Here is an 8273-nt window from a genome sequence, read left to right as displayed (position 1 = left end):
CAATTTAAAATCTAAACGTTATAAAAATAAATCCCCTGTTTAACAGGGGATTTATTTTTATTATTTTGCGTATAAATGACAGCTTACTTCATGTTGATCATCAATCTTTATTACTGGTGGTTCTTCTGTTCTACATTTTTCTGTTGCATATGGGCATCTTGGATGAAATCTACAACCTTTTGGCGGATTTACAGCATTTGGCACTTCACCTTTTGGTATAATCTTTTCTTTGTTTAATTTTGGATCTGGTTCTGGCACCGCTGAAATTAACGCTTTTGTGTAAGGATGCGCAGGATTTCTATAAATATCCTCAAATGTTCCTATCTCTACGATTTTTCCAAGATACATAACAGCAATCCTATCACAAATATATTTTGTAGTTGCTAAATCATGTGTAATGAATAAATATGTGAGATTAAATTCTTCTTTAAGATCTATCATTAATTTTAAAAGCTGTGATCTAACAGAAACATCAAGCATGGCAATTGCTTCATCTGCAACAACAAATTCAGGCTTTAATGCCAATGCCCTTGCAATAACAACTCTCTGTCTTTGACCACCTGATAAATCACGAGGATATCTGTCATAATATTCCTCAGCTGGCTTTAAATTAACCCTTTCCATTATATTATATACAATTTCTTTCTGTTCTTTATATGTTTTTCCTATTTTATGTATTTGCAATCCATGCCGTATTGCTTCACCTATTTTCATATACGGATTTAATGCTGCCATTGGATCCTGAAAAATTATCTGAATTTTTTTTCTGAATTTTCTTAATTCTTCCTGAGATAATGATGTGATATCAACACCATCTATTTTTATTATTCCATCTGTTGGATCGAGCAATCTTAAAACTAAACGCCCTGTGGTTGTTTTTCCAGAACCGGACTCACCAACTAATCCCAATGTCTCTCCTTTATTTATAACAAAAGAAATATCATCAACAGCCTTTACAAATTTCTGCGGTTTTCTCGTTATAACCTCTGATATAGACCGTTTTAATGGAAAATATTTTTTTAAATTCTTTACTTCTATTAATGGAGTACTCATGCTTTCACCTTCTCATATAACCAACATTTTACTCTTGTTCCATCAACTTCAAAATCTGGTGGAACTTCATTATGACATTTTTCTGTAGCATATGGACATCTATTTGCAAATCTGCATCCTTTTGGTGGTTTAACAAGATTCGGTAAATCTCCAGGAATATACCTTAATTCTCTATCATCAATGTTAGTATTTGGAATTGATTTTAATAATGCCTGTGTATATGGATGTTTAGGCTCATAATATATCTTTTCTGCTGTGGATAATTCAACAAGATGACCTGCATACATTACACCTATTCTATCTGCCAGTTCAGCAACAACACCTAAATCATGTGTAATAAGAATCATGGACATATTGTGTTCATCTTTAAGCTTTTTTAAAACTTCCATAATTTGAGCCTGAACAATAACATCCAGAGATGTTGTAGGTTCATCTGCTATAACAAGATCTGGTTTTAAGACCAAAGACAATGCAATCATAACCCTTTGTCGCATACCACCAGAAAACTGGAATGAATATTCATTCATTCTTACAGGATCTATACCAACCTCTTCAAGTATTTTTGCTGACATTTTAAATGCTTCATCTTCCGGAATCTTAGGATAATGCGCCTTTATAGTTTCCAAAAATAAATCTTTTACCTTCATAATTGGATTTAATGAAGTCATTGGATCCTGAAAGATCATGGATATATTTTTCCCTCTTATTTTTCTCATCTGACGTTCATTATATGGAGCTATATTTTCTCCTTTAAATAAAATTTCACCATCAATTCTGGCATTTTTAGGCAATATTTTCAGTAAAGATTTACCCAATGTGGATTTTCCACAACCAGATTCTCCAACTAATCCTACAGTTTCATTTTCTTTAATAGATAAATTTACATTTTGAACGGCACTTACCCAGCCATTTCTTACTTCATAATTTATATTGAGATTTTTTATTTGTAATATCACAATGCTTCACCTTCTCTCACGAATAGTAGGATTGAGATATTCATTTAATCCTTCACTAAATAATGAGAATCCCAAAACTATTGTAATAATTGCCATACCGGGATATAATATTCCCCACCATGCTCTTGATAATACAAATCTCTGTCCATTACTTAAATCATAACCCCAATCTGGTGTTGGTGGAGCAATTCCCAACCCCAAAAAGCTCAATCCTGCTTCTGTCATTATTGCATCAGCAAGATTCATAGATAAAACAACTACAACAGATGGTAAAACATTAGGAAGTATATATTTAAACAATATTTCCCAATTTTTTGCTCCTAATGCTCTTGCTCCTTCTACATATAACTCATTTTTTATAGCTGTTACCTGATTCCTGATTACCCTATAATATGTTGGTGTATATACAACAGCTATGGATAACGCTATATTTATCATACCTGGTCCAAGCACTGCTGCTATTGCAATAGCAAGTATAAGTCCTGGAAATGAATATATTGCATCCATAATTAATGTTAAAACTCTGTCCAATGGCCCTCCTATATATCCTGATAATAACCCCAGAGGAATTCCAAATAATGATGCAAAACCAACAGAAATAAATGCTATGGATAATGCTATTCTTGCACCATATAATATTCTGCTGAATATATCTCTACCAAGATTATCTGTTCCAAATATAAATTGACTGTTTGGAGCGCTTAAAGCCCTTCCAACTCTTTGTATTGGATTATATGGAGCTAATTGAGGTGCAAAAATTGCCATTAAAATATAAAATATTAATATCATTGCACCTATAAATGTAATCCATCCTGTTCCACTTTTGAATAATTCCTTAAAAAAAGATGCTATTTTATGTGAATAAAATTCTTTATCCATATTATCACCTCAATATCTAACTCTTGGATCTATAAGTGCATTGATAATATCAACTATTATACTAATAATGACAACAAACAATGCAAAAAATGCTATTGTTCCCTGAATAGCAGGAAAATCTCTATACCTTATTTTCATTACCAGATAGCTTCCAAGTCCCGGCCATGAAAATGTTGTTTCTGTTAAAACAGCACCTGCTAATAATATAGCAAGCTGTAATCCCATAACTGTTAAAATAGGCACCATGGCATTTCTTAAAGCGTGTTTGTATAAAACCCTTCTCTGACTGATTCCTCTTGCTCTTGCCGCTGTTGAAAAATCCTGGGATAACATTAAAATTGTATTATTTCTAACCATTCTTAAAAATATACTTGAAATAACCAATCCTAACGTTATACCAGGCATTAATAAATGTTTTAATACATCTATTAATGCTTCCCAATTGCCTGTTATTATAGAATCTATTATAAAAAATCCTGTTTTGGTATCAAGAGATACTATTGGAGATAATCTACCGGCAACTGGTAACCATCTTAAGATCATTCCAAAATAATATTGCATCATTAAACCAAACCAGAAAACAGGAATGGCGTATATAAATACTGAATATACTCTTGCTGTAATATCTATAAATCCATCTCTATGTGCCGCCGCTTCACTTCCCCAGAATATACCTATTAACACTGCAATTAAAAAGGCAAATAAGGTTAACTCAACTGTTGCAGGAAATCTATCTTTTATTTCGTTCCATACCGGTCTTGAGGTTAATGTTGAAGTTCCTAAATCACCTCTCAATAATCCACCAAGATAATCAAAAAATTGTACTACAATGGGTTTATCAAGACCAAGTTCATGTCTTTTTTGATCAATTACGCTTTGGGGTGCTTTACCACCCATCATAGCCATAACTGGATCCCCCGGAATAATCCTCAAAACAAAAAAGATAACTGCAAGAAGTATAAAAATCATAGGTATTGCAAGTAATATTCTTGTAAGTATATAATCTTTTAAGGACAAAACTATCACCTCTCTAAAAACCCCGCCGCATGGCGGGGAGTTTTAATTAATGATTATTTTTTGTAGATTAAATAATATCTGAAGATCTGAGTTGGTTCAAGCAATACACCTTTTACATTCTTTTGTGATGCAACAACTGCTACTCCCTGCCATAATGGGATATTTGGAACATCAACAACAAGATGATTCTGTACCTGTTCATAAAGATCTGATCTTGTGTTTTGATCTACACAAACTCTTGCTGCTCTCATGAGATCTTCTGTTATTTTGCTTTCATAGAAACTACCCATTGATTTTGCACCGTTTATACTTAAGAATGGCCATAAGTAATCATCAGGATCAATATAATCTGGATACCAACCAAGTAAGAATAATCCCATTGCACCATTTAAGAAGTAATCAACATATGTTGACCATTCTGCATATTTAATATTTACCTTAATTATTCCTGTTTCTTCAAGAGCTTCTTTAAGAACCTGTGCAACATCTGCTTCTGTTGTACCATAATGTGTTGGTGAATACCATAAGTCTATTGTCAATGGTTTATCAAACCAATAACCAGCCTGCTGTAATAATCTCTTGGCTGCATTTAAATTTCTTTTTGGGAATATATCTTTATGACTCCACATTCCCATTGGAACCATTGAATATAATGGCTGTGCAAGTCCTACAAATACATCATCTACTAATCTTTCTCTATCAACAGCATACATTATAGCTTTTCTTACCAATGGATTATCAAATGGTTTTTGTTTTGTATTTAAAACAAGATATCTAATCTGTGGACTGCTACCTTTTAATACTGTGATATTTGGATTTGCTTCAAGATCACTAATATCCCTTGGATCAAGATGTCTAAATGCAATATCAATCTGTCCTGTTTCAAGAGCCAATCTTAATGTTGCTGCACTTTCATAGAATGTAATTATGATTTTATCTGTTTTTGGTGCTGGACCGTAATATTTGTCATTCTTTTCAAGAACAATTCTTACATCTCTAATCCATTCTGTTATCTTATATGGACCTGATGCTGATGGTGCTCCTTCATAGAATGAATTTTCTGGATACAATTTTGGATTTACCGGCCATGCTACTGTATATCCTAAAACTGATACAAATGCTGAGAATGGGTATTTTAATTTAATCTGGAATGTATAGTCATCAACAACCTTTGTGCTGTCAACTATATCTGTTAATAAGAATGCAGGATCACCATTTAATTTCATTGCCCTATCAATTGAGTATTTCATAACCTTTGCATCAATTGGTGTTCCATCTTCGAATTTTGCATCTTTTCTTAAATGGAATGTATAAGTAAGACTATCACTTGAAACTTCCCATTTTTCTGCAAGTGATGGAATAAGGTTTGAAGTATTCACTTCATAATCAACAAGACCTACCAATACATTTTGAAGAATGTTGCTTGAAAAATAATCATAACATTTTGCCGGATCAAGTGTTCTAATCTTATCAGTAGTTCCTACTACCACAACACTTTTAGCAAAAGTAAATACAACAAATAACGTAATCAAAACAAATAACAATACTTTCTTCATACTATCCCTCCCTTTAAAATATGATGAATTTAATCTTAAATAAAACAAATAGACATTTTTTGATAATATTATTATAACATAAAATAAAGAATATTTACAAGTTTTTATAAAAAAAATTTGCCCGCTTTTTAAAAAGCGGGCAAATTAAGTTTTTTACTGATTTGATATATCTATTTTTATATTTGTGATATCTTCACCGGATACGATTATTTTTTCTGTTGCATCTGGAGTGTATTCACTAAGGTCTTTAGTTACATCAATATTTGAATATACTTCTATTGTATAGTTACCGTCTTCATATTTCCCAAGACAGAATACACCATTATCATCTGTTAATGTTGCTCTTAAAATTGTGGAATCATCACTAATTGTTACAACAGCCATAGAAACTGGATCTGTTCCATTAACAACTTCTCCTTTTATTAAATAATGATTGTCTGCTAAACCTCTTCTATATGTTGGTTTTAATACAGGGGATAATAAAATTTCTGGAGAAGTTAAATTTCCTTGCACATGTAATGATCTTACAACATCAAAATCAAGAACTAATTCTCCACCTTCTCCAATTTCAATGTCAACATTTTGAATTTTTATCTCGTTGAGTTTTAATTCAACAGGGTATTCCTGATCATTAATTGTTACTGTCGCATCTTTTACTGTCAATGTTATCTGAGAAAGCACTGCGCTTGCCGGTAATTCTATTGAAAATAATGATGTTTCAGTGCCTGCTAATGATAAAATGTCATATGCCTTATTAATTTCAACTGGTGTTCCATCATAACTTGTTCCATTTATTGAATATTTATAACCAAAACTTTCAATATAAACGTCTAATTTATCAATGGTGTTTAAAGGCATATCTGTTAATAATACTTTTACTGTAGATGTTTCTTCTGTTTTTAATTCTTCCTGTGTATTTACACATCCCACCAACGCAAAACTTAATATAAGCAATGCCACTAAAAGATATGATACTTTTCTCATATCAATCCCTCCTTCTGAATAAAATTCTTTTCAATTCTACTATACACCTCAAACCTTAAAAAAACCTTAGAATTTATCTGGAGGGATATCTTAACCCAAAGAAAGTTATTATTGAATTTGCAAATAAAACAATGAAAGATATTGTAAATACCATATCATATGAATATTGAGAAGCTATATACCCAGCTGCAACAGGTGTAAAGATTTTTGAAAATAATTGAATTCCATTAAAAAGACCTTCATATCTACCAAAATTAACAGGTGCATATTCCTGTTTTAACGGTTCTTTCGACGAAATCCATAATACAAAACCTATACCCAATAACACATGTGAGAAATAAAATGGTATCCATCCTTTTACCAGTAACATAGCATAAAACAATGACATTATAAATGTTCCAATTACAATGGCATCTTCATTTTTTAATTTTATATATTTTTTCCACAAAACAGATGTCAATACTGTGAGAGAAAATGCAACCTCATAAGTTAACATAACCTTTGCATCAGCATTTAGTATATCTTTGATATAATATGATATGATTAAGTAACTTCCAAAACCGAAATTTGCAAAAAAGATTATCTGGTTTAAAAGGACTGTTATATATTTTTTTATATTGGGTTTATGAATTTCCATATGTTCTTCGTGTAAATCACTTCCGCTTTTTACAAAAGGAAGATATTTAACCATTAAAACAGCATATAATATATTTAACGCCGAAACAGATAAAAAGACATTTCTATAAAAATTAAGAGATGTTTTATCGTAATCCATAAAGAATATTATTGGAACAAATAATAAAACCTTTACAAATTCTGATATAAGAGGCAATAGAAAATAGAATTTTTCTCTTTTATTTGGTGGAACAATAGCCCTTTCATACATGCTAACAAGAGGCCAGAATATATCTATACTTCCAATAACTATTTGTGCAATTAAATATATATAAGAATTAAATGCAAAAGCGAGAATTATATTACCAATTGCAAATAGTAGTCTTCCAGCTGCAAGACCATAATTAGGAGATTTTTTTTCAAAAAAATGTCCAAGAGCAAAGGTGAGTATTGCCTGTATTCCATATACTACAGAGAATACTATACTTGCTTCATATACGTTCAGGCCTATTTTGCTCGCATACATTGGCGAAAGCAATATTGTTATAAATGAAAATGCTGGTATTGAGTTTATTATGAGATATTTTCTTAAATTTGAATCCACAGGTATCACCTCATAAAAATTAGTTTTCCGAATTATTATATATTAAAAATTATTAAAAATCAAGGATTTTTTTATTATTTTCCTGGAAATAATAATATGTATGTTCGTCCTTTTGTGGTGTTGATTGAGAAAAATAAAAACAATGAAGACCAAAAATTTCTTATTAAGAAAACATTCATAAAAAGGTTCATTCAGGCGGTGAAATTTCTTATTCCTCACTCCAATATTGCTTGCCGCCGCCGCTCAGACATCACCTCCTGTGCTGCTTCGCTAAAAATCACATCCATGTGATTTTTACGGCTCACGCAATATCTCCGTTCGGGAAATTTCAAGCCTTCATTCACCTTTTTATTCATGTTTTCTTTCGAGTATATAAATGAAAGTAGAAAAATAATATGAACGAAGACTAAGAATTTCCCGAAATGGAGATTATAGGACAGTTGGAAAAAATAAAAGCGAGTGAAGGATCGCAGAGTGCCTGATTGTATAAAAGAAAGTAGAAAAATAATATGAACGAAGACTAAGAATTTCCCGAAGCGGAATGCAGAAAATTCGGGTTGGAAAAACAGGAGGTTTTGGAAAGCGAAGCACTTCATGGACGAAGTGTCT

General features: G+C 31.7%; 7 protein-coding genes. All 7 read right to left on the bottom strand.

Annotation, left to right across the window (positions count from 1 at the left end; all coding sequences use genetic code 11):
• Positions 1–60: 60 nt before the first annotated feature.
• The 7 genes from XO10_RS09570 to XO10_RS09540 all read right to left on the bottom strand — a co-directional run bounded on the left by XO10_RS09570 (position 61) and on the right by XO10_RS09540 (position 7664).
• On the bottom strand, positions 61–1053 hold the full coding sequence (locus tag XO10_RS09570; protein WP_014297374.1) for an ABC transporter ATP-binding protein: 993 nt from the start codon (positions 1051–1053) through the stop codon (positions 61–63).
• Entirely contained in the window at positions 1050–2012 is a 963-nt protein-coding gene (locus XO10_RS10830; RefSeq protein ID WP_041638620.1) for an ABC transporter ATP-binding protein, read from the bottom strand. The genes XO10_RS09570 and XO10_RS10830 overlap by 4 nt, the downstream gene beginning before the upstream one ends.
• Before the next feature lie 3 nt (positions 2013–2015).
• Positions 2016–2888, bottom strand: a complete 873-nt coding sequence (locus XO10_RS09560) for an ABC transporter permease (protein ID WP_014297372.1) — start codon at positions 2886–2888, stop codon at positions 2016–2018.
• A gap of 9 nt (positions 2889–2897) precedes the next feature.
• The gene (locus XO10_RS09555; RefSeq protein ID WP_014297371.1) at positions 2898–3905 is read right to left on the bottom strand and encodes an ABC transporter permease; all 1008 of its coding nucleotides are present in this window, start codon (positions 3903–3905) and stop codon (positions 2898–2900) included.
• Positions 3906–3958: 53 nt separating this feature from the next.
• On the bottom strand, positions 3959–5461 hold the full coding sequence (locus XO10_RS09550) for an ABC transporter substrate-binding protein (RefSeq protein ID WP_014297370.1): 1503 nt from the start codon (positions 5459–5461) through the stop codon (positions 3959–3961).
• A 153-nt stretch (positions 5462–5614) separates the two neighbouring features.
• On the bottom strand, positions 5615–6445 hold the full coding sequence (locus tag XO10_RS09545) for a DUF4382 domain-containing protein (RefSeq protein ID WP_075780751.1): 831 nt from the start codon (positions 6443–6445) through the stop codon (positions 5615–5617).
• Between the two features lie 73 nt (positions 6446–6518).
• The gene (locus XO10_RS09540; protein ID WP_014297368.1) at positions 6519–7664 is read right to left on the bottom strand and encodes an MFS transporter; all 1146 of its coding nucleotides are present in this window, start codon (positions 7662–7664) and stop codon (positions 6519–6521) included.
• Between the last annotated feature and the right edge of the window lie 609 nt (positions 7665–8273).

The organism is Marinitoga sp. 1135 (genome assembly GCF_013363245.1).
Taxonomy (GTDB): Bacteria; Thermotogota; Thermotogae; order Petrotogales; family Petrotogaceae; genus Marinitoga; species Marinitoga piezophila.
This window is presented reverse-complemented; position numbering and strand designations above follow the sequence as displayed.

Coding starts and splice junctions, on each gene's coding strand:
- XO10_RS09550 (WP_014297370.1), bottom strand. CDS start 5,461: ATGAAGAAAGTATTGTTATTTGTTTTGATTACGTTATTTGTTGTATTT.
- XO10_RS09570 (WP_014297374.1), bottom strand. CDS start 1,053: ATGAGTACTCCATTAATAGAAGTAAAGAATTTAAAAAAATATTTTCCA.
- XO10_RS09560 (WP_014297372.1), bottom strand. CDS start 2,888: ATGGATAAAGAATTTTATTCACATAAAATAGCATCTTTTTTTAAGGAA.
- XO10_RS09545 (WP_075780751.1), bottom strand. CDS start 6,445: ATGAGAAAAGTATCATATCTTTTAGTGGCATTGCTTATATTAAGTTTT.